This window comes from Paenibacillus sp. FSL R10-2736 (assembly GCF_038000245.1).
GTDB lineage: Bacteria > Bacillota > Bacilli > Paenibacillales > Paenibacillaceae > Paenibacillus_AQ > Paenibacillus_AQ phytohabitans.
Window position 1 is genome coordinate 2,685,492 of the sequence record NZ_JBBOBN010000001.1, and the last position, 20,252, is coordinate 2,705,743.

At 47.5% G+C, this 20,252-nt stretch carries 25 protein-coding genes; 21 read left to right on the plus strand and 4 right to left on the minus strand.

Going from position 1 to position 20,252, the window contains the following annotated elements; genetic code table 11:
* Nucleotides 1–7 precede the first annotated feature (7 nt).
* Together NSQ73_RS11430 and NSQ73_RS11435 are read left to right on the plus strand one after the other, a co-directional pair.
* Entirely contained in the window at nt 8–1,129 is a 1,122-nt protein-coding gene (locus NSQ73_RS11430; protein ID WP_340986505.1) for a PTS transporter subunit EIIC, read from the plus strand.
* 98 nt (nt 1,130–1,227) lie between these two features.
* Nucleotides 1,228–1,725: a YcxB family protein gene (locus NSQ73_RS11435; protein WP_340986506.1), complete on the plus strand. Its 498-nt coding sequence runs from the start codon at nt 1,228–1,230 to the stop codon at nt 1,723–1,725.
* Between the two features lie 78 nt (nt 1,726–1,803).
* Here the strand turns inward: NSQ73_RS11435 and NSQ73_RS11440 are convergent, their stop codons facing one another.
* Nucleotides 1,804–2,175 (minus strand): iron chaperone, encoded by a 372-nt coding sequence (locus tag NSQ73_RS11440; RefSeq protein WP_336101833.1) that lies wholly within the window; start codon nt 2,173–2,175, stop codon nt 1,804–1,806.
* A 204-nt stretch (nt 2,176–2,379) separates the two neighbouring features.
* On the opposite strand from NSQ73_RS11440, the gene NSQ73_RS11445 reads away from it, so the two are divergent.
* The 8 genes from NSQ73_RS11445 to NSQ73_RS11480 all read left to right on the plus strand — a co-directional run bounded on the left by NSQ73_RS11445 (nt 2,380) and on the right by NSQ73_RS11480 (nt 7,604).
* Nucleotides 2,380–2,844 carry a hypothetical protein gene (locus tag NSQ73_RS11445; RefSeq protein ID WP_340986507.1) on the plus strand — a complete coding sequence of 155 codons (465 nt, stop codon included), beginning with the start codon at nt 2,380–2,382 and terminating at the stop codon, nt 2,842–2,844.
* Nucleotides 2,835–3,299, plus strand: coding sequence for a GNAT family N-acetyltransferase (locus tag NSQ73_RS11450; RefSeq protein ID WP_340986508.1), 465 nt, complete (start codon nt 2,835–2,837; stop codon nt 3,297–3,299). Before NSQ73_RS11445 ends, NSQ73_RS11450 begins: the two co-directional genes overlap by 10 nt.
* 46 nt (nt 3,300–3,345) lie before the next feature.
* On the plus strand, nt 3,346–3,738 hold the full coding sequence (locus tag NSQ73_RS11455; RefSeq protein ID WP_340986509.1) for a VOC family protein: 393 nt from the start codon (nt 3,346–3,348) through the stop codon (nt 3,736–3,738).
* A gap of 66 nt (nt 3,739–3,804) precedes the next feature.
* Nucleotides 3,805–4,437 (plus strand): pyridoxamine 5'-phosphate oxidase family protein, encoded by a 633-nt coding sequence (locus tag NSQ73_RS11460; protein WP_340986510.1) that lies wholly within the window; start codon nt 3,805–3,807, stop codon nt 4,435–4,437.
* Between the two features lie 21 nt (nt 4,438–4,458).
* Nucleotides 4,459–5,082: a class I SAM-dependent methyltransferase gene (locus NSQ73_RS11465; protein WP_340986511.1), complete on the plus strand. Its 624-nt coding sequence runs from the start codon at nt 4,459–4,461 to the stop codon at nt 5,080–5,082.
* A 10-nt stretch (nt 5,083–5,092) separates the two neighbouring features.
* Nucleotides 5,093–5,716 (plus strand): HAD family hydrolase, encoded by a 624-nt coding sequence (locus NSQ73_RS11470; RefSeq protein WP_340986513.1) that lies wholly within the window; start codon nt 5,093–5,095, stop codon nt 5,714–5,716.
* 311 nt (nt 5,717–6,027) lie between these two features.
* Nucleotides 6,028–6,813, plus strand: coding sequence for a hypothetical protein (locus tag NSQ73_RS11475; protein WP_256703792.1), 786 nt, complete (start codon nt 6,028–6,030; stop codon nt 6,811–6,813).
* A gap of 422 nt (nt 6,814–7,235) precedes the next feature.
* The gene (locus NSQ73_RS11480) at nt 7,236–7,604 is read left to right on the plus strand and encodes a MerR family transcriptional regulator (RefSeq protein ID WP_171716163.1); all 369 of its coding nucleotides are present in this window, start codon (nt 7,236–7,238) and stop codon (nt 7,602–7,604) included.
* 64 nt (nt 7,605–7,668) lie between these two features.
* Here NSQ73_RS11480 and NSQ73_RS11485 read toward each other — a convergent pair whose 3' ends face one another.
* Nucleotides 7,669–8,193 carry a GNAT family N-acetyltransferase gene (locus NSQ73_RS11485; RefSeq protein ID WP_340986514.1) on the minus strand — a complete coding sequence of 175 codons (525 nt, stop codon included), beginning with the start codon at nt 8,191–8,193 and terminating at the stop codon, nt 7,669–7,671.
* A gap of 114 nt (nt 8,194–8,307) precedes the next feature.
* Between NSQ73_RS11485 and NSQ73_RS11490 the strand changes: the two genes are divergently transcribed.
* From NSQ73_RS11490 to NSQ73_RS11500, 3 genes are read left to right on the plus strand one after another with little or no spacing between them, the layout of a single operon-like run.
* Nucleotides 8,308–8,694 carry a hypothetical protein gene (locus NSQ73_RS11490; protein WP_340986515.1) on the plus strand — a complete coding sequence of 129 codons (387 nt, stop codon included), beginning with the start codon at nt 8,308–8,310 and terminating at the stop codon, nt 8,692–8,694.
* A 24-nt stretch (nt 8,695–8,718) separates the two neighbouring features.
* Complete coding sequence (locus tag NSQ73_RS11495; RefSeq protein ID WP_340986517.1) at nt 8,719–9,732, plus strand: phosphotransferase enzyme family protein; 1,014 nt, start codon at nt 8,719–8,721, stop codon at nt 9,730–9,732.
* 41 nt (nt 9,733–9,773) lie between these two features.
* Complete coding sequence (locus NSQ73_RS11500) at nt 9,774–10,691, plus strand: hypothetical protein (protein WP_340986519.1); 918 nt, start codon at nt 9,774–9,776, stop codon at nt 10,689–10,691.
* Here the strand turns inward: NSQ73_RS11500 and NSQ73_RS11505 are convergent.
* Nucleotides 10,684–11,007: a winged helix-turn-helix transcriptional regulator gene (locus tag NSQ73_RS11505; protein WP_340986520.1), complete on the minus strand. Its 324-nt coding sequence runs from the start codon at nt 11,005–11,007 to the stop codon at nt 10,684–10,686. The two genes, NSQ73_RS11500 and NSQ73_RS11505, sit on opposite strands and share 8 nt — an antisense overlap.
* A 133-nt stretch (nt 11,008–11,140) precedes the next feature.
* Between NSQ73_RS11505 and NSQ73_RS11510 the strand changes: the two genes are divergently transcribed.
* Nucleotides 11,141–11,779: an NADPH-dependent F420 reductase gene (locus NSQ73_RS11510; RefSeq protein ID WP_340986522.1), complete on the plus strand. Its 639-nt coding sequence runs from the start codon at nt 11,141–11,143 to the stop codon at nt 11,777–11,779.
* Between the two features lie 217 nt (nt 11,780–11,996).
* Complete coding sequence (locus tag NSQ73_RS11515) at nt 11,997–12,356, plus strand: hypothetical protein (protein ID WP_042138272.1); 360 nt, start codon at nt 11,997–11,999, stop codon at nt 12,354–12,356.
* An 87-nt stretch (nt 12,357–12,443) separates the two neighbouring features.
* Here the strand turns inward: NSQ73_RS11515 and NSQ73_RS11520 are convergent, their stop codons facing one another.
* Complete coding sequence (locus NSQ73_RS11520; protein ID WP_340986524.1) at nt 12,444–12,830, minus strand: winged helix-turn-helix transcriptional regulator; 387 nt, start codon at nt 12,828–12,830, stop codon at nt 12,444–12,446.
* A gap of 28 nt (nt 12,831–12,858) precedes the next feature.
* On the opposite strand from NSQ73_RS11520, the gene NSQ73_RS11525 reads away from it, so the two are divergent.
* The 6 genes from NSQ73_RS11525 (at nt 12,859) to NSQ73_RS11550 (ending at nt 20,058) form a co-directional block, all read left to right on the plus strand.
* Nucleotides 12,859–14,070 carry a Gfo/Idh/MocA family protein gene (locus NSQ73_RS11525; protein ID WP_340989254.1) on the plus strand — a complete coding sequence of 404 codons (1,212 nt, stop codon included), beginning with the start codon at nt 12,859–12,861 and terminating at the stop codon, nt 14,068–14,070.
* Between the two features lie 127 nt (nt 14,071–14,197).
* Nucleotides 14,198–15,355, plus strand: coding sequence for a copper amine oxidase N-terminal domain-containing protein (locus tag NSQ73_RS11530; protein ID WP_340986525.1), 1,158 nt, complete (start codon nt 14,198–14,200; stop codon nt 15,353–15,355).
* A 376-nt stretch (nt 15,356–15,731) separates the two neighbouring features.
* Entirely contained in the window at nt 15,732–16,619 is an 888-nt protein-coding gene (murQ, locus tag NSQ73_RS11535; RefSeq protein ID WP_340986527.1) for an N-acetylmuramic acid 6-phosphate etherase, read from the plus strand.
* Between the two features lie 26 nt (nt 16,620–16,645).
* On the plus strand, nt 16,646–18,064 hold the full coding sequence (locus NSQ73_RS11540) for a PTS transporter subunit EIIC (protein ID WP_340986528.1): 1,419 nt from the start codon (nt 16,646–16,648) through the stop codon (nt 18,062–18,064).
* A 28-nt stretch (nt 18,065–18,092) separates the two neighbouring features.
* The gene (locus NSQ73_RS11545) at nt 18,093–19,145 is read left to right on the plus strand and encodes a DUF871 domain-containing protein (RefSeq protein WP_340986529.1); all 1,053 of its coding nucleotides are present in this window, start codon (nt 18,093–18,095) and stop codon (nt 19,143–19,145) included.
* A 61-nt stretch (nt 19,146–19,206) separates the two neighbouring features.
* A complete protein-coding gene (locus tag NSQ73_RS11550) occupies nt 19,207–20,058 on the plus strand; it encodes a MurR/RpiR family transcriptional regulator (protein ID WP_340986530.1) in 852 nt (283 codons plus the stop codon).
* The last annotated feature ends 194 nt before the right edge of the window (nt 20,059–20,252 follow it).

Sequence of the window (20,252 nt, forward strand, 5' to 3'; positions counted from 1 at the left end):
GGAACATATGGGAGAGAAGCATGAGGAAATACCTTTGAAGCAAGTCAGGAGAAGTATAGTCAATATCATCATTGACGGCATTTCCGGAATCTTTCTTCCAATCGTTAATATTCTGAGTGCGGCAGGTATTATGAAGGGTTTACTCGCCGGCGCGGCTGCACTGGAAATCATCAGCAAGACGGAAGGGACATATACGGTGCTCAATGCGATGGCGGACAGTCTGTTCTACTATCTCCCGCTGCTGCTTGCCTTTACAGCCGCCCGCAAATTTGGGGCTAACCCCTTTACTGCCGTTGTGATTGCCGGGGTGCTGTTGTACCCGAGCCTGACCACACTGTTTGACAACCAGGAAATCATACATTTTCTCGGGATGAGTATTACTCCCGTTAACTATCCTGCGAGCGCCATCCCGATCATCCTTGCGGTAGGCCTCTTAGTGTATGTAGAACGCTTCTGCGTTAAAATATTGCCTGAGGTGATCCGGGAGTTTTTTACACCGTTGATCTCGATTGTGACGGTGTCCGCCGTGACACTGCTGGTGTTCGGTCCAATTGGCTCACTTGCCGGAGACATACTTGCTGAAGGATACCGCTCTGTATACAACCTCAGTTCGGTAGGGGCGGGAATGGTGCTTGGCGCGATTATTCAGCCGATGGTTATCTTCGGATTGCACTGGAGTCTGGTACCGCTGGCAATCAACAATATCAGCGTACATGGCTCGGATACCATCCTCGCGCTGATGGGACCGGCCGCCTTCGCGCAGGCAGGAGCGGCGCTCGCCGTGTTCATCAAAGCCAAGGACAAGAAGTTCAAAACCTTATGCTTGTCCGCGTCCATTTCAGCCTTGTTCGGAGTGACCGAGCCCGCGATGTTCGGTGTGAACCTGCCCTTGCGCAAGCCGATGGTCATTGTCTGCTGTGCGGGAGCGATCGGAGGCGGAATGGTCGGTTTATCCGGCTCCTCGGCGATTTCTTTCGCTTTTCCGGGCTTGGCGACTTTACCCGCTTATCTGGGGGACGGATTCGTCGGCTTCCTGATCGCCTGTACGACCGGATTTCTGATCGCGCTGATTGCTACTCTGTTCGTGAAGCTGGGACCGGTGCCGGCGGTGGAGCCTAGCTCCAAGTAGATTGCAGAAGGCGGCAAGCTATTTAATCCGCTATGGGTTTCATGTAATGAATGCTATACTACTAGAGGTTATTAAGTGAACAGATAAAGGGTGACAAGATGGAGAAAATCAGCTTTCATTACGGGAAACATATTCAAAAGGTTGCGCGGGCACTATATTTCCATTCGTGGAAATCTATACTCTCCATTGGGGTTCAAGCGGTGTTTGTAGCCGTTTGTATGATTCTATATGTTAAGAACGAATCCATCATACTCCTCGGGATATCGATAACGCTCGTGCTTACGATCGCTATGTCGATGGTTATGCGTACCTTGCTGCTGCCAAAGATCCTGTCGGCAGATACAAGGTACAACAAGGAATTCCAATATCTGTTCGATGCAGAAGGGATCAACTTCAGCCCGGAAGTAGATCAGTCCATCATGAAATGGGGCTCCTTCACCCGGGTGTGGGAGAATAAAGGCTATTACTTATTGTTCCATGGTCAGCAGGAATACTGGTTCATTGCTAAGCAGTCGTTCGAGGATGCAGCACAAGAGAATAAATTCAGAGCCTATGTATCGGATCACCGCAAGATTGTCACTGGGGTTATCCTGTAAAATGATATGTCATACGATGGACGTGCTATCCTGCACGTCCTTTTTTCTTGGCTGATCCCGGTGTTTCATCCCTGGCTTCTATGCCCGCCAAAAAGTTGTACAGTCAGCCTTATCCGCAATGTTGTACTCGATCATTTGTCGGAGTATGGTGTAATCAACCGGGCTCGTCCATTTCATACGCACCAGCAGCTTGGTATGATCTAGGCCAGCCTGCTTAATGGCATCGGCAAAATGATCCATTCCCGCCTTCTCGGGGGCAACCGCCATATGCGCTTTGGATACACTGAAGCCGATAATATAGGTTCCGTGATCGGTGAACATCGGCTGATTCCAGGCGATTTTCGGCGTTAATTGGGGAAATTCCTGGATCACCCAAGCCAGTACCTCTTCCGTCGCAGCGCGGTGTACCGGATTATCAATTTTAGCTAAATACTCTGCAAACTCTTCCACGGCTGTCCCTCCTGATCTGTAATCACTCTCATGCCATCTATCTTATAGTTTCATACCCGGTTAGTCAAAAAAATGAATACACAAATTAAGGGATTCGCCTATTCCGTCAAAGAATGTTACGACAGAGTGCTGCAATCCATCTTTTACCTGTATTATAATAAGAATCCAAGTGGTTGTTTATTATCGCCAAAGCGGGGGATATGAATGGAAACGATGATTGGATATAAAGGCAAACGTCCTGCTGAAATTCGGGCTACGATAGGTACGAGTATTCTGATGTTATGCTGGATATGGTTCATGCTGCAAGCCAATAAATCTACCCGATTAGAACTAATCATGGCTTTCCTCGTCATTGGGGTAGCAGTAACCATCATTGGGATATTCATTTATCGTTTGCTGACATTTAGCAGAGTGTTCGACATTGAGATTAAGCCTGAAGCCCTTCAGATCAAGAATATTGAGATAGAAGCGGGCAAGGTTAAGAAGATTTTTATCAAAGGATACTTTAAGCCCGTAATCGCGGTTAAGCCCAAGGCTAATTTGCTGGTGCCGTACAAGTACTGCTTCTGTTTCTCAGCCAAAGAGGATCAAGGGATAAAGGACCTGAAGGAATGGGCAGATCAGCATCAGATTGAAGTGTTGCACAAACGGTTTACGCGATGGCTGTAATTATTAGACCATTAACACAGCTTCAAGCTGAAGATATTGCATACCACTTTCATTATGCAGGTGAATATTCTTTTTATGATATGGATGCAGACGAGGAAGATTTAATAGAATTCCTGGACCCGGCCGGACGTGGGGATCATACATACGCTGTATCGCAAGACGATGAGTTTATAGGGTATTTTACTGTTCAGCCGGTTGAGGGTAACATTTGTGATATAGGTTTAGGCATGAGACCCGATCTAACCGGGTGTGGCGCAGGGCAAGCTTTCCTGAAGTCGGTGCTGCATTATGTTGCTGTGAATTTCCATCCTGAACGGATAACCCTGGCTGTAGCAACCTTTAATGCCAGGGCTATAAAAGTGTATTTAAAAGCCGGTTTCACTGCAGGACATACCTTTATGCAGGATACAAACGGAAGTTCTTATGAGTTTATGAGCATGGTATACAAGTGCTAAAATCATCTGAAGAGGTAACTATTTAAACCATAAAGGAGGCACCGCAATGAAAGTAACCGGATTTAGCCATATGACACTCAATGTTCGCGACTTGCAGACGTCCCTTGATTTCTATCATGGCATTCTCGGTATGACCTTAAGACACCGAGGCAGAACGGATGCTTATCTGGAGTGGGGAAGTGCCTGGGTCTGCCTTGTTGAACGTGCGGGTACTGAGGACCACGCAGACGGATTTGCCGGGATGGATCATGTGGCTTTTTATATCGCAGAGAACGATTTCAATGATGCAGTGGGCATCCTGAAGCAAAGTAATGTAACCATTGTAAGAGGCCCGATACAGCGTGGAGTAGGCTGGTCCGTTAATTTCTTGGATCCGGATGGAATCCAGCTAGAACTGCATACTTCTACCCTCAATGAGCGGATGGAGATCTGGCGCTGAAGAACGTTTCAGATATATGATTATAGAATATATTTATAGAAGCCAAACCAGAATCGAGGACGCTAGATGAATACTCCTTTTACGGAAATTCTGACTTCAGAAGCTGAGCTTAGAGAACTCCTGGGCTATCCCAGTGAGGTGGTGAAGCGTAAATCGATCCATCATCTGGATCATAATTGCCGCAATTTCATAGCCATGTCGCCGCTGTTATTCCTGTCCACCGCAGATGAACACGGTTCTTGCGATGTCTCTCCACGCGGAGATGCACCCGGATCGGTAGTGGTGCTGGATGACGGTCATTTGGTGATTCCGGAGCGGCCGGGCAACCGCAGATTTGATTCCTTGCTAAATATCCTCGCTAATCCCAATGTAGGACTGATTTTTATCATCCCGGGGCTTGAAGAGACCCTGCGGATTAACGGGCAAGCTTACGTGATCAGAGATGAGGCTATTCTGGATAGGATGAAGGTCCGGGATAAACGGCCAACCTTGGGAATTGGTGTGAAGGTGGAGGAATGCTATATGCATTGTGCCAAGGCTTTTAAAAGATCGCAGCTATGGGACAGCGGCTCCTGGCCCGCAGAAGCCTCGCTTCCGTCTGCTCCGGCGATTATCGCGGATCATGTGAATTCTGCCGAGTTTACTGTGGAAGTAGTCCGGCAAGGCATACAGGAGAGCTACGAGAAACGACTCTATTAATGAATGGAGTGACCGGCGCAGATGGATAAGCAGAAGCTGATCCGTATTTTTGATAAACAGGCCACAGACTATGCCCGCAAAAGAGAAGATCCCAAGCAGCAGCGCTGGCGCCGGAATCTTATAGGCCAGGCACAAGGAGATGTGCTTGAGCTGGCAGTGGGGGCGGGGGCTAACTTCCCTTACTATCCCAGGGAGGTCAGGATTACTGCTGCGGATTTCAGCAGCGCAATGCTTGAGAAAGCGCAGCAGGCAGGACAGCATTACCACGTGAACGCCAATTTTGTATGTGCAGATATGGAAGAAATGAGCTTCCCCGGGCAATCCTTTGATACTATTGTTTCTACGTTATCCTGTTGCAGCTATCAGAATCCCCTGGAGATGCTGAAGAAGATTAACCGCTGGTGTAAGCCGGACGGAACCATCCTGTTGTTGGAGCATGGGATCAGTTCTAACTTCGTGGTGTCAACGCTGCAACGGGCACTGAATCCGCTGCTGTACCGTGTCTATGGATGCCATCACACCCGGGATATTATTGGACTGGTCCGGGCGTCCGGGATGCAGATTAGCAGGGTAGAGAGCTACTCGCTGAATATGATTCATTTGATTTGGGCCCGGCCGCAGCAGCAACTACGAACTGAACGTTAGGAGAAGTGGAATGGATAGCATTATTTTTGATCTGGATGGCACGTTATGGGATTCTTCGGATGTAGTAGTGGTGGGATGGAATAGTGTGCTCAGCAATTACCAAGGCGTTGTGAACGGAGTAACCAAGGAAGATTTACAGGGAATCATGGGTCTTCAGGTAGATGAGGCTGGCCGGAAGCTGTTCCCGAATATCGATGAGGACACCCAGCAGAGAATTCTCAGAGAATGCTGTGAAGTAGAGTGTCTTAGTCTGGCGAAGCAAGGCGGAAGGCTGTATGAAGGGCTGGAAGAAGTACTCAGGGCGTTATCGGCAAAATATAAGCTGTTCATCGTGAGCAACTGCCAGGCGGGGTATATTGAGGCTTTTTATGAATACCATCAGCTGCAGAAGTATTTCATAGACTACGAGAATCCGGGCAGAACGGGGCTATCCAAGGGTGAGAACATTAAGCTGGTGATGGAGCGGAATCACTTAAGCAGTCCTGTCTATGTGGGCGATACGGAGGGAGATAGGAGGGCGGCGTGTTTTGCCGGGATACCTTTTGTGTACGCGAGTTACGGATTTGGCGAAGTGAGCAGCTATGATTATGTGATTGATCGTCTGGATGGGTTATTGGGGTTGTTTGATGAATAGTATAGGCTGGGCGAAAACACATCAGCAGTAGGATACATTTTATTAAGCACTATAGACAAATTAAGCGCTATAAACAAAATTGTTGTACGTTTTGCAACTTTGATGCTTAGATACCCGGGTACTAGGGAAGATTGTTGTATGAAATACAACAATAATTCTGCTAAGCTGCTTGGAAGAAGAGAAATCCTGCCTTTTGTACAACAATTTTGATTTTGGGCCGATTAAATCAGGATAATGTTGTATTATGTGCAGGATTTCAATAGGTGATCTTACGTTCAGCCTACATAAATCCATGGGATGATGAACAAGCTATGGATGAGGTGGTCCATATGCCATTATTAAGCAAAGGCTCAGCAATAATCTTATCCCTGTTACTCGCGCTTGCTACATCCCCCATAACTATTAATGCTCAAAATTTACCAACGTCTGGGGTCGGTAATCCCGAAGAGACCGCTAAACAAATGGAACAGCTGAAATTTCGCCTGAAGCAGCTGGAGCCGCGCGAACCCGTTACCATTATGAACTCGCCAGAGGAAGCAGCGGCTGCGGCTCACCAGCCTACAGATACAATATCCATTTCCAGAGTAATACATGAAGGCACGAGGATTCCTTTCTTTATTATAAAGAATGACCCTCTCTATCAGAGACCTGTGTATGAAAAACACTGGCATAGCACCTATAGTGGAGGAAGATGGAGTTACATGCCTACGCGGATACAATACGCACTCCACCGGTTATTTACAACCTACGACATTGGTCTATCCAGCCAATACGATTTCCAGCAAAATGTAGGCATTCAATTCCCGCTGTTCCAGAACAAAACGGATCTGGATCTGTATATCATTGCTTTTCAAACGGAGATTACAGCTGTGTATACCAAAGGCAATCAGGTAGTTGTCACAGGTACCCCCAAACATGGTGGCGTTCAAGTCGCAACTATCAAAACAGGTGATCTGCATCCCTCTGATCTCAAGAAGGCATTGCTCATTCAGTTATCCACTCGGCAAGGTGATGAATTGGATTATTCATACATCGGCTACGCACAGCCGGATTTCTGGTCACAGCAAATACGGAAGCGAAAAGAGCGTGAAGAGTAAGAGGAGTGTAACATAGCAAGCGCCGGGAAGCGGGAGTATCCGCAGGTACTGGCGCTTGCTTTTTTATAGGAGGGTATAACTGAAATATAAACATAGCGAGAGTACACAGCGGACAAGCACATGAAGCAGATGGATATGCCCCTGAAGCACGTATCCGTTGCGAAGTGCGCAGCAAAGTAACACGATTAGCCCAAACGGTAGAAAAAGCGAAAGAAACGGTGTACAGAGCAGCGCTAATGAACCAAGAAGGTTAGCCGCTGTCAGTGATAGTTGAAGGTTCCGGCGGTTGATGATAGCGGCGGCACCCATGAGTAGTGCGTACAATACAATTAGGAGATAGATCATTCTTGTTCCTCCTTGCAGTGGGATATAATACGAGTTAATCACATGGGGTTAACCCCATGGCAAGGGGGCGGAGGAAAATGCAGATTGGAGCGTTTGTCAGAGAGATGGGGACAACGGCAGATACCGTGCGCTACTACATGGAGCTGTCTTTGCTGGCACCGGAGCTGAAGGGGAAGCGTTATTCTTTTGGAGAGAAGGAAGTCCGGGATTTCCAGGCCATCGCACAGCTGAAGCAGTGGGGCTTTGCGGTGAAGGAGATTCAATGTCTGTTCGGACATAAGGCGCAATCCGGCTGCGGGACAGCAGAGGTGCTCCGCTTCGCCCGTGACATGCTGCAGGAACGTGTGCATGCCATTGACAGCAGTATTGCGGAGCTGGGCAGGCAGCGGGAAGGGGTTCTGGTGAATCTGGCTGAGGTGGAGGCGGTGCTGGGGCGGGTGGAATAATAGTGCAACTCATGCTCATAGCTTGCGGATTGCCGGGAGAGATTTAGAAGATATCCGCTCCTCATTAATCACTCCACTTCCCCCGCATCAGCCTCATACACACCTGGGATTCCTCATCAACGCTTCTGCAGGGTTCACACACCTCAAATCCAAACTTGTGCACACTGGCTATTGATGCAGCATTGTGTGGATGGGTCAGGATATAAATACAATCTACGTTAAGATGCTCGAAGCAGATATTGATGAGTACAGGTAAGGCTTCGGACATATACCCCTGCCTCCAATACTCTTTCCAGATATCATAGCCGATCTCGACTTGCTTCAGCTCACGATCCCAGTAATGATAGCCGCAGGTCCCGATGAATGCATCCGTTTCAATATCGAACATGCCGTAACGGTGATGGCCTTTTCCCTCTGGGTTGGCGTAATGTTCAATGATTTCTATGGCTTCTTCATAGCTACAGGGCGGTTCGCTGAAATGTTTGCACATTTCCGGGTCTGAGAATTGTCTATACACTACATCAATGTCCTCTACATTCAGCAAGCGGAAGTGCAGCCGCTCCGTCTTAAACGCTTCTGATAATTTCATAATTGCTCTCCTGTTCATAAAAAACCATTAATATACAATTATTATGGTTTTTTGCCTCTATATTGTCTATGATAATTCACAAGACGCTACTTAGTGGAAGCGAGGAAAGAGATCATGCTATTATTCAGCTCTGCAATAGTATTTTCCGTGTTGATTTCTATTGTAATTCTTTTTCAGGCTGCATTGGCTATTGGTATGCCATGGGGAGAGTTCGCGATGGGTGGAAAGTTCCCCGGGAAGCTTCCGGCGCCAATGCGTGCGGCTTGTCTGGTTCAGATTGCAGTCTTGGCTTTCCTGGCGCTGATTGTGCTGAGCAAGGCGGGGATTATACTTCCGGGTTGGCTTGAATTTGCAGCTGTGGGCATTTGGTTTGTAGTTGGTTTTTCAGTACTTTCATCCATCTTGAATATCATTACACGGAGTGTCCGGGAGAGGAGAATTTGGGCGCCGGTCAGTGTGATGATACTTATTACTAGTTTTATAGTCGCTATTGCAGTCTAACTAAGTCACCGGAGGCCTACTCAAATGGAAAATGCTATAAAGGACATTTTTGATCAAAAAGATATTATGCGTATTGCCGCAAGCCGTTATGGAATCAACCCTGATGAGTTAACTTACATAGGAGGGTTTCAGAACTTCGTGTACGAATACCAGCGGAGCGGTGGAATGTATATTCTAAGAATTACTCCAGGAATCCATCGTACTGCAGAGCAGGTTAGGGCAGAGCTGGAATGGATTATGTATTTGACCCGCAACGGAATTTTAGCATCGGGTCCGATTCTTTCTGCTAATGGCAACTGGACTGAAGTTATAGTAACGCCGGAGATGTGTTTTATTGCCGCCAGCTTTGACAAAGCCCATGGCAACAGGATCGGCTATCCCGAATGCCTGAACGATAACGCAACCTATGAGGAGCTGGGCCGGATTACAGGGAAGATGCATGCGCTTGCCAAGCGGTATGACCATCCGGATGCCACTGTGCGGCGGCATGACTGGAATCTCAATTATTATCTGCAAAATATAGATATCCTTCCCCCCTCGCACCATCGCGTAAGAGAGACTTATTACAGCATCATCGATACTCTCCAAGAATTTCCCAAGAACAGAGAGGCTTACGGACTTATCCATGGGGATATGGGGTTCGGGAATTTCCATGTGAGCGAGCAAGGTGAAATAACGTTATTCGATTTCGATGAGGCACAATACAGCTGGTTTGTAGAAGATATCGCCATTCAGCTGTATTATCTGGTCTATGTATACGGTGGGGAAGAGGGCCGGGACGAACGTGAGGAACAGGCACTTCGGTTTATGGATCATTTCATGAAGGGGTACAGCCGGGAGAACACCTTGGAGCAGTATTGGCTGAAGCAAATCCCTGTATTCCTGAAGCTCAGAGAGCTGATTGTTTACATCGGGGCATACCGGAATTTCGACGGTGACGAATCCTTCAGTTCATCAGATAATGATTGGTTCAAGGATTGGGTCAGAGAGAGCAGAGAGCGGCTTGAGCATAACGAACCTATTGTTAATGTGTGGTAAAATGAGAGCTATATCCGAGGATCTCTGAAAGGTGTGTGCTTATGAGACAGACCAGGTTTACGAAAAGTGTAGCAGCCGCGCTCGGCTCAGCAATGCTATTGACGGGTGCCGGGATTACCGTCTTTGGTACCTTCCCTCAATATACAGAGGCAGCGGCGGTGAAGCCTACGGAAGCCTTCAGCTTATTTGAGCAAAGAGTGAAGAAGCCTTCCACGCTCAGTCTGGCCCAGGCGACCTTAGTTAACCGTATTAGTCAAATGACGCAGGCAGAGGCCAATCTGGCTGTTTTGCATCTGGAAAATGCTTTGAAAGCTTATCTGCCCACAGCCACCAAACGCATGAATACACCTGCCATTCAAAAGGATATCAAAAGCATATTCACCTCCGGCATGACCATGGTGCTGGCGCGCTCCAAGGTGAAGAAGTTCGATTCCCGCGTGGTACTGCAGGACTTGACGGCCATGGACTATAAGCTGGGGACGGACGGCGGCCAGTTTGTACCGGTTATCCATTACAAGAGCTTCAAAGTATTCAAGCCGTACATCAGCAAAGATCTGCAGGCTTACATTGATCTGATGGCAGCAGAGTCGGAGCAGCCGTCTGTGATCAACGGAACTTTACAGATTGACTGGTACCAAGTCGTGGAACGGGCAGTGCAATATGAAGCCTTTGTACAGACCTACAAGAACTCTAACCGTAATGCGGCGATGAAAAAAGCTTTTGAAGTATCCAAAAGGTATGTGTTCTATGGAACCCCCAATACCCCGTTGTTCGACCAGAAGACACAGGTCATCAATGAAGAAGCGGTTATCGCTTATGATAATACCCTTTCCGAAGCCGGTCCTGAGCAGACCGATGGCAGCAGGCTGCTGACACAGCTTGGTGATTTCCTGTTGCTTCTGGAGAAGAACGGCGATAAGAAGACGCAGGCAGTGATTGATTTTCTGGGAGCTATTTGAGGTGTGAGTGTTGTAGACTCCATTCACTCATCAGATCAAGAAAGGTGATCATGGATCGGCCGCGTGTGGTTAGCGAGTACTCGACCTTAGCCGGAAACTGCGGATATACTTTTCTTGTAATGATTCCATCGCCTTCAAGCTCCCGGAGCTGCTCGGTCAGCATTTTTTTAGAGACAGAGGGCAGGTGATGCAATAGCTGGCTGTAGCGCAAAGGTTCTGCATGATGGTAAAGATAGCGGTAAATCGGTATCTTCCATTTGCCGCTCAACATGGAGAATACGGCTTCTACAGGGCAATCATTAAGTTGAACAGGCATTATATTCACCCCCGGAATCTTGTCTATAGTATACATCCATTCCCGGTGATAGGGCAGAGGGAACTTAAAAGTGCCGTATGGCCTGCAGCCTGAGCAGTCTTTATAATCTTCCATAAGTAGAGGAGGAAGCAGAATGAGGATTGGAATTCTTGGAGCAGGCCATACGGGGGAGGCTTTGGGACGCGGGCTGATTCAGGCAGGACATGTGTGCTTCATCAGCAGCCGTGAACCGGAGCATTCCAGACATCTTGAATGGATGGAGGAAACAGGAGCTAAGGGCCATGTCGGCACGTTCAATCAAGCTGCACAATACGGGGAGCTTGTTATTCTGGCTCTTCCCTGGGCGGGGATGAAGGATGTGCTGGATACTCTTGACCCGGAGCACCTGAACAATAAAACGGTAATTGATATAAGTAACGCTGTTCACTTTGATAGAGGTCCAAAGCTTATTCATAACGATACGTCTGCTGGAGAATCTGTTCAAAGCTGGCTGCCCGCAAGCCGCGTGGTAAAAACACTCAATACGGTGAACGCTGCGAGGATGGTTCATCCCCAATTCACGGAGGGAGTTCCTGTCATGTTCGTTTCGGGGAATGATACAGGAGCCAAAGCACAGACCGTTAAGCTACTTCACGAACTTGGCTGGTCACAAGTAATTGATCTGGGCGATATATGGCATAGCCGGCTGCAGGAGTCCATCATGCTTGCCTGTGTCATTAGCGAATCCCGGTTGGATGCTTCTGGTGCCGCATTCTCCCTATTAAAGCGGTAAAATAATCATGATCTATTTATGGATCTGTAGAGAGACCGGGCTGTTACCGTAGCAGCCCGGTTTTTGTGTGTGCAATGTTTGGCTGATAAGACCCACAATGCATAGTATCCAATAGGCCGGAAGCGTCATTAATCACAGAAAAGGAAAACGATTACAATTATAATGTAAGCGTTATCTAAATGCTGTATACATTATTACGCAAAGGGAGGAAGAAGACTTGAGTTTACACAAGGTTTCCTTTAACATGCTTGTAATTATGGGTTTTAGCATTCAGTACGCATTAATGCATCTTTTTTCTGCAGGCGAGGTCATTGCCATTTCATCGGCTGAGCTTATTATTTATATGGTGTTCACTTTTGCCGGACTGGGCCGGTTCTTTCAACGCAGAAGACAAGTGCTGAATGAGCATGGCTGCGGGTCAGCCGGGCTTTTTTTCAGCGTATTATGGACGGTTTCGCTCTGTTCACAGTTCCGGAAAGAGAACTACCCGGACGCACTGACAATCATTAATTCACTGGGCGTGTCTGCTGCCGGGCTGATCCTGATTACCGAAATTGTTATTTTGTTTAAGGCTTAAGATACATAAAGTTATTTGTACTGGAGGCTGTGAGGTCTGCCGGGTGAAGGAGCTTCTGTCATTTTGAATGACAGAGGCTTTTTAGATTTATTTAATCCCCGTGCGGGTGTCCCGCTTTATTGTATTAACAAACCGTTTGCCCCATTCACAAAGCGGATCAAGGACCATCCCGAGAGACCGTCCGCTGTCCGTCAGCTCATATACCACTTTAGGAGGCACTTCCGAGAACACGGTCCGGAGAATAAGCCCGTCTGCTTCAAGCTCTTTGAGCTGCTGGGTAAGCATTTTTTGGGTGACGGGTGACAGCGTGCGAAGCATCTCTCCGTTACGCATGCTTCCTTGCTCGGCCAGCAGGCAGAGAATGGCTGTCTTCCACTTGCCGCCGATCCGCTCCAGTGTGGCTTCGGTCGGATTGTGGTACTTTGTATTGCCGGGTTTAGCGTTAGCATTCCCCTCGTTAGGCTCATATGTCATGATTATCGATCTCCTTCAACGTACCCAAATGGTAACTATATTACGAAAAAGTGCGTACTTTTTTGTTTTGATTATAACGGTTATATTCAATCGTGTCAGTACAACGCTAAAATGTGGAGGTAATAATATATGGCTATGGAGAAAAAAAACAGCATGGGGAGCAGGAATCGTCGGAGCAGGCGGATGGGGTGGATTGGCTCACATTCCCGCACTTGCAGCGCTTGAGAATTATGAGGTGAAGGCAGTGACCGGCACGCGTGCAGAAAGCGCACAGGCGGCAGCTGAGCTCCACGGCATTGGCTCTTATTATACAAGAACATTAGAGATGGCAGGGCAGCCTGGAATTGATGTTGTAGTGGTAGCTGTGAAAGTGCCCGAACATGATTTGCTGCTCCGCGAAGCCTTGGATGCCGGTAAGCATGTATACAGTGAGTGGCCGCTGGCCCGGACTACTGCGGAGGCGGAAGCGCTGCTGGAACTTGCGGAAGAACGGGGAGTGAAGCATGTGACGGGCCTACAGGCCCGGGCCAATCCAACTGTCCGCTACACCAGGGACTTGATCACAGAAGGTGCTGTTGGCCGAATATTGGCTGTGAATACATTAGTTACCCTGCCTGTATTTCCTACCTCGAACGGAACAGTGGACCAGGCACATGTCTATCTGCTGGATGAAGCTAACGGGGCAGACCAACTGACGATCGGGGCAGCGCATGTACTTGATGCGATTGAATATATGGTCGCACCGTTTGTTGAGGTATCCGGTAAGCTGGACACGCAGTATCTTGAAGTTCACGTACTGGAGACTGGTGCATCAGTGACCGCAAATGCACCGGATCACGTGCTCGTTAACGGGAAGCTGGCACAGAATGCACTAATTTCGGCCCAGTTTGTTAATGGCGGTGCCCCTGGATTTACGCTGAGGATCATCGGAACCGGTGGTGAATTGGTCATCACTCCGCAGGATCAGCTAATGTTTCAGATGGACCGGCTGAAGCTTCAGCTCGTCCGAACTTCCGGTGAGACAGAGATACTGGAAACACCAGAAATGTATACTTCACTGGTACGGCATCTGCCTCCCGGTCCCGGGTACAATGTGGCTCATCTCTATGCCCGACTGGCGCAGCGGCTTGACGGGGAAGAGGTGGAATTGCCCGATTTCACCCAGGCGATCCGCGTGCATCGTCTGATGGATGCGATCCGTAAGGCAAGCGCCTCGGGTGTCCGTCAAGAAGTGAGATAACTAATACTTACTGCCCGTCCCGCCTTCCTGACTATTCTCAGTTTACCATTTAATTTTTGTATTCTATCCGCTATATGCTATGATTTGAGATATGGTATTTTCTGAGAAAGGAAGGGGCGGGCTCTTTATGATTACTTTTAAAAAAATTCTGCAGATCATTGGTCTTAGTGTTCTTGTAACAGGTGTTGTTCATCCCCCCGCTATGGAAGCAGCAGCTACTAGTACAGCACAGACCGCGAAATTACCGGCTATTCGTATCTATTTGAACAACTCGCAGATCACCTCTTCAGCAGGAGGAGCCACCCTAATGAATGGAACGGTAATGCTCTCGCTGGACATGCTCTATGTCAGGGGGGCAACGGTCAGTTACGATGAACATTCCAAAATGATTACCATCGGGAATCTGTTCACGAAGGGCAGCATGAAGATCGGGAGCCGCATTGCAACGGTGAACGGGAAACAAATCACGTATTCCGCGGCCTTCCAGCAGGTGAATAAGCAGCTCTACATCCCGCTGCGGTTCGTGAATGATGCCATTGGCGGATCACTGAAATGGAATGCGGACAGCCGTGAAGCGCTCATTAGCTATCCTGAATTTGTCGGCGACGGTCAGATAAACAAGGATGCATATTTCTTAAACGGAGTAAACGGCACTTTATATAAACGGGATGCAGCCGGAGTTATTCACTCAATAGGCGTATCCACAGCCAAGCTTGAACCCTATTATATTGCGGGCACACAGCTGACATCGGTGAAGATTTCAGAAGATGCGGATTTAGTGACGATTCAGAATTCGAGCGGTGAACCTTCGGTGAACCTGACGGTATTCAACCTTTTTGTCAAAAAAGGGGCCATCCTGCGCCAGTCTACAGCGCATTATTGGCAGTTCTCTCCAGAGGAATTGAAGACATATGGCGGTAACGCAGTTATGAACGATGGCCACACGGTCCGTTTGATTGCTCCGGATGCTTCCGTCCTGCAAACCTGGAACGTTTCGAAGCTGGCAGGTACCCCGGAGCAAACCTACGCCATTGAAGCCATAGGCGAGAATTATCTGGTTGCCCGCTCTTCACAAGAAGGCCTGCTGACGCTGATTGATACCGGAGCTAACCGGGCGATCCTTCTCTACAAAGAGTTCGGAATTAACCCTATGGATATGCCGGGATTCAAATATGATGGAATCAAATTCACTGGCAGTGGTGATGATAAATCAGAATTGCGATTTGAATTTACGAGCAGCAAGAACGACAGCAAGACTTATACGTACCGGTTGGGTGGTTTGTAATTGGGTTGGTCCATGGTTTGTTGATTGTATAAAAGTAAGAAACTTCTCCTTTGATTTGAAATGGTTGGGTAGTGCCTCCATTTTACACAGGAGCGGTTTCTTTTTTTTTGTGCTTTTAAAAGATTGAAGATTCGCTTTCCGCTTAAACAGTCCGTTCGCGGAGCGCCCACTCAAGTGCACACGTTGATCTTACTTAAGAATTGAAGGTGTCCCAGATGCCAATAGTAGCTTTTGGGGCAGGCTCTTTTTTGCGTACCCAACCTCTTATTGACATTAAATTTCAATTAAACAAAATTAATGTTGAAATAATATTTCAGTAATGCTATTCTTCACTTAGAGAGCGATTTCATAAACAGAAAAGGATGATGAGGAAATCATGTTAGAGCATTTGACAACAGAGACCCGCAATAAGAAAACAATGAACCTGGATGAATTAACTCCTCTTGAACTTCTGGAAGTGATGAATGAAGAAGATCACAAGGTCGCACAAGCGGTTAAACAAGAGATTCCGCAAATTGCCAAAGCAGTAGAAGTGATTACCATGGCGATCAAACAAGGCGGACGCTTAATTTATATGGGGGCTGGAACAAGCGGACGTATCGGCTTACTGGATGCTGTTGAATGTCCGCCAACCTTTGGAACAACACCAGAGGAGGTCATCGGGCTAATTGCCGGGGGAGAGAGGGCGTTTATCAAGGCAGTCGAAGGTGCAGAGGACAACGAACAATTAGGGGTGCAGGATTTACAGGACATTAAGCTGACAGCCCAAGATGTAGTCGTCGGAATTGCCGCCAGCGGACGCACACCATATGTTATCGGCGGATTAGAATATGCCAATTCTATTGGTACACCAACTGTAGCCGTAAGCTGCAACAAGGATTCAGCGATTGGTAAAATAGCCAGGATTGCGATAGAAGTCGTAAACGGGCCGGAAGTTTTGACCGGGTCAACACGTTTAAAGGCCGGTAGTTCGCAGAAATTAATCTGCAATATGCTGTCTACAGCTTCGATGATCGGTACGGGCAAAGTGTATGGAAATCTAATGGTGGATGTACAGCTAACGAATGAAAAGCTTGTTGAACGTGCCAAACGGATTGTTATGGATGCGACAGACTGTGACGCTGAAACGGCAGAGGATTATCTGCAGCAGGCCGATCAGAAGCCGAAGATTGCCATTGTTATGATTCTGGCGGGACTGTCTAAAGAAGAAGCTGTGCAACGGCTCGAAGAATCACAAGGCTTCGTACGTCAGGCGATTCAATAAAGCGATAAGAAGAAAGGGGCAAAAACATGAGCAAATATCATGATTTAGCGGTCAAAATACTAGGGGCTATCGGTGGCCGAGCGAATGTATCCTCGTATACCCATTGTATGACCCGTCTTCGTGTAACGGTTGTGGACCGCAGCCGGATCGCCGAAGCAGAGCTGAAGCAAATCGACGGGGTTCTGGGTGTGGTGGATGATGATACGTATCAAGTCATTCTCGGACCCGGGGTCGTGACCAAGGTGGCTGAAGAGTTCGGTATCGTGCTTGAAGAGAGTGCTACAGCGGGCGAAAGTACTATTTCGGCTGAACAATTACAGGCCAAAGGCGCACAAATGAAAGCGCAGCTTAAAAAGAAGAATGATACGCCGTTCAAAAACTTTTTACGGAAGATCGGGAATATTTTCATTCCGCTTATCCCTGCGTTCGTTGGAGCCGGATTAATTGCGGGTATTGGCTCAATTCTAGCTAACAATATTACAGCGGGCAACTTAGACACTGCAACCTGGCAGCAGTATGTAACGATCTTAAATGTAATCAAAAACGCAATTTTCAGTTACCTGGTGATTTACGTCGGTATTAATGCAGCTAAAGAATTTGGAGCTACTCCTGCGCTTGGTGGCGTGATCGGCGGGGTGACGCTCTTAACAGGGGTTACAGCTGACCTGCCCATTTTTAATATATTTACGGGTGCACCCTTAACGGCAGGGCAGGGTGGAGTTATCGGCGTTCTAATCGCCGTATGGATTCTATCCATCGTCGAGAAATATTTGCGTAAAGTGATTCCAGATGCCGTTGATATTATTGTTACGCCTACAATAGCTTTACTAGTCGTGGGTCTGATTACGATATTTTTCATTATGCCATTCGCCGGATTTATTTCCACCAATTTAATCGGAGCTATCAACTGGACGCTAGAGGTTGGCGGTGCATTCTCAGGCTTCGTATTAGGAGCAGCGTTCCTTCCGCTTGTTATGTTAGGACTGCATCAGGTATTGACGCCGATTCATATTGAGATGATCAATGATTCAGGGATGACGCTGTTGCTTCCGATGCTGGCTATGGCTGGTGCGGGTCAAGTTGGGGCTTCCATTGCATTATGGATTCGCTGCAAGAAGAATAAATCATTAACAAACATGATTAAAGGCGCACTTCCGGTTGGTATTCTGGGAATCGGCGAGCCATTGATTTACGGGGTTACCTTACCGCTGGGCCGGCCGTTTATTACAGCTTGTATTGGCGGAGGGATTGGCGGTGCGGTCATTGGCTTATTCGGCAACGTTGGAGCGATTGCCATTGGTCCTTCCGGGGTTGCGTTAATTCCCTTGATCGCCAATGGATTATGGCTGAAATACGTCATAGGGCTAATTGCGGCTTACGCTGGCGGATTTATCGCCACTTATCTCTTCGGCACACCCAAAGAGGCTATGGCAGAACAGGATTAACTTGAACTGAAATAATGAGGTGATTCCAGTGCTCGGAATTTCAATTTTTGTAGCGGACCGCACGTTAGAAGACAACGTCAAGTATATGGAACAAATGAAGGCTGCAGGCTGTACGGAGATATTCACATCCCTTCATATGCCGGAGGATGATATCGGACAATTGAAGGAGAAATTGCTGGAGATCGCCAACGCTGCCCGGCGGTTAGGAATGAACCTGATGGCGGATATTTCCGGAAAAGCATTGGAGAAATTTTCATTTCCCTTTCTATTGGATGCTGGTGTTACAGGTTTGCGGATGGATTTTGGTTTTAGCGCCGATGAAATCGCTGCCTACTCACAACAAATGAAAATCGCCTTAAACGCCAGCACCTTAACACCAGAATTCTTGGCTGACTTACAAGAGCATCATATTTGTCTTGAGAATACCCAGGCCTGGCATAATTATTATCCCCGCCCTGAGACAGGTCTGGATAAAGAAGCATTTATAGCGAAGAACAGATGGCTGCAAGCGGAAGGCATTACGACTATGGCCTTTATTCCGGGAGACGGGCTAAAGAGAAAACCGTTATTTCATAGCTTGCCTACCTTAGAGAAGCACAGGAATCAATCTTCTTTTCTAGCTTATCTGGAATTAGAGAAGGATTGTGCGGTGGACAAAATTTTCGTTGGCGATTTAACCCTTTCCGAAGGGTCTCAGATTCAATTTCAGCGGTATGAAGATGGGATTATTCCTTTGCGGGTAACCCAAGAACTGCCTTATGCCCTTTGGGATACGGTTCACCGGAACCGCCTGGATGCTGCCCGTGATGTGATTCGCTCAGAAACTGCCCGGACAGATCAGGAACGTTTTGTAATGACCCGAAGTATTGCGCCTATGCATACGAACAAGCGGCCTAGAGGAACGGTTACCGTCGATAATTATTTGTATGGCCGCTATGAACATGAGCTACAGATCACATTAACGGACCTGCCGGCACATGAAGCTGTGAATGTGATTGGTCATGTGATAGAAGAGGACCTTCCTCTACTAGATTACGTCAGACAAGGCGGAAGGCGCTTTAGCTTCACAGCTGCTACTTAATGATTACTCCCCTCTATTTTGATACAATAAGGAGAATAGCCTTAGGAGAGGAGCTTAGAACTTGGCAGCAGGAAGCATGATTTCCCAAATTGAACTGGTATTAAATGAACTGCCGGAATCAGAAAAAAAAGTAGCTGAGTATATCCTTGCCAATGCAAAAGAAGTGATGCATATGACCATACATGAGTTAGCGGCTAAAGCGGAGGCAAGCAGTGCAGCGGTTGTCCGTTTTTGCCGGTCAGTGGGTATCGAGGGTTTCCCCGCTCTGAAGATCCGTTTATCCGCTGAAGTAGAGAACACGAATTATGTGGGCTACTTTGATGTTGAATCGAATGAAACCGTGCATTCTATCATTGATAAAATGCTGTCGAATACCATATTGACCTTTCAGAATACGGCCAGCCAGCTGGATGCGCAATCTATTGAGCAGGCCGTGCGCCTGTTACAACAGGCAGAGGTTATTTATGTGTATGGGATTGGCGCCTCTTTCATCATTGCAGAGGATGCAGCACAGAAATGGCTTAGGCTCGGCAAAAATGTATATGCGATTTCAGACCGTCATTTATTGGCAGCAGCCATGGCTACGAAATCAGAAAACGCCGTCTTCTGGGGGATTTCGTATAGCGGTGAGACGAGAGAGGTCATTCAATTAACGAAACGGGCTAAGGAGCAGGGAATCAAAACGATCAGCCTTACCCGTCCCGGAAATAACAAGCTTGCCCAGCTCGCGGATGTTTCTTTATTTACATCACGTGCGCCGGAAGCAAAGCTTCGCAGTGCAGCAACAAGCTCGAGATTTGCCCAGTTATTTGTGCTCGATATTGTCTTTAGCGTATATGCCTCTGCCCAGCATGATTTAACTGTGGAGCAGCTGGCGAAGACAAGGCAAATGATTGAAGTCTTATATGATTAATGTTGGACCTCTCTATAGAAACTCCTGCTAATCTATTAGCGGGAGTTTTTTAGTGCGCCTGCAGCAGGGTACATTATTTTCAATATTCAACGATTTACAAAATATGGAATGTATGTTATCTTTGCTATGAAAGCGTATCCAAGACTTAATAGATTGATCAAGTATTTACCATTTTATTATGGGGAGGAAAGGTG